3 tRNA genes are annotated in these 960 nt (G+C 52.4%); all 3 read right to left on the minus strand.

What is annotated here, in order from left to right:
- Nucleotides 1-192 precede the first annotated feature (192 nt).
- Nucleotides 193-265: transfer RNA gene (locus tag AB1Z34_RS11125), tRNA-Trp, on the minus strand.
- Nucleotides 266-368: 103 nt separating this feature from the next.
- Nucleotides 369-442 (minus strand) — tRNA-Met (locus AB1Z34_RS11130).
- A 39-nt stretch (nucleotides 443-481) separates the two neighbouring features.
- Nucleotides 482-554: transfer RNA gene (locus tag AB1Z34_RS11135), tRNA-Thr, on the minus strand.
- Between the last annotated feature and the right edge of the window lie 406 nt (nucleotides 555-960).

The raw sequence follows: 960 nt of genomic DNA on the forward strand, positions 1-960 counted from the left end.
GGGTAATAGCTTTCGGGGAGCTATTCTTTGGTGATTTGTGGTGTGTGGTCTGGGGTTATGGTGGCATGCGGACACACTTTTCTTTACTTAACCCCAGTAACTCGCATTGCCCCACCGCTCACCGCCACCGAACATAAACGAAAAACCCGCCACCCAGACGCATTTTCATACGCCCTGGATGACGGGTACTTGCAGGGGCGACAGGACTCGAACCTGCAACCTGCGGTTTTGGAGACCGCTGCTCTACCAATTGAGCCACGCCCCTTCACCACCAGCGAAAGAACTTCTCAGTCCTTAGCTGACAATGTCCCACCTTACTGCATTGCTGCATAATCAAGGCGGGGTTCGACGAACATCACTGTCCGTAGTAGCGATGGGGGGGATCGAACCCCCGACCTCACGATTATGAGTCGTGCGCTCTCACCATCTGAGCTACATCGCCCCTATTCTCTACCGGACATAAGTCCGTATAAAAGAACAGAGCCCCCTGACAGAATCGAACTGTCGACCTTTTCCTTACCATGGAAACGCTCTGCCGACTGAGCTAAGGGGGCATCAGCATCCGTTGAACTCAGCACGTAACTCCGTGGCCAATTGTTGACCGCTTTGTTTCGTTCTGTGCTCTCCGTGAAGCCTTGCAAAGATTAACCCGAAATCACCACTAAGCACAAATCAGCAGGTAGGCAGCGGTATTTCTTGTCATGTTTGCAGACATTTGGCGCGCACTTATGGATAATCTATTCACTTATCGATGAGCCCCAGCGGAACCATAAGTGAATAGCTCATCGATGAGTGGCTGACCTCTAACTCGAGCCCCTGCCCCCGCTTAATCCAGAGCCCCTCACTCGAGCCCCTACCCCAAACCCCGGGTTAAGTAAAGAAAAGTGTGTCCGCATGCCACCATAACCCCAGACCACACACCACAAACCACCAAAGAATAGCTCCCCGAAAGCTATTACC

It is taken from the genome of Corynebacterium sp. 045007, from assembly GCF_040743205.1.
GTDB lineage: Bacteria > Actinomycetota > Actinomycetes > Mycobacteriales > Mycobacteriaceae > Corynebacterium > Corynebacterium jeikeium_D.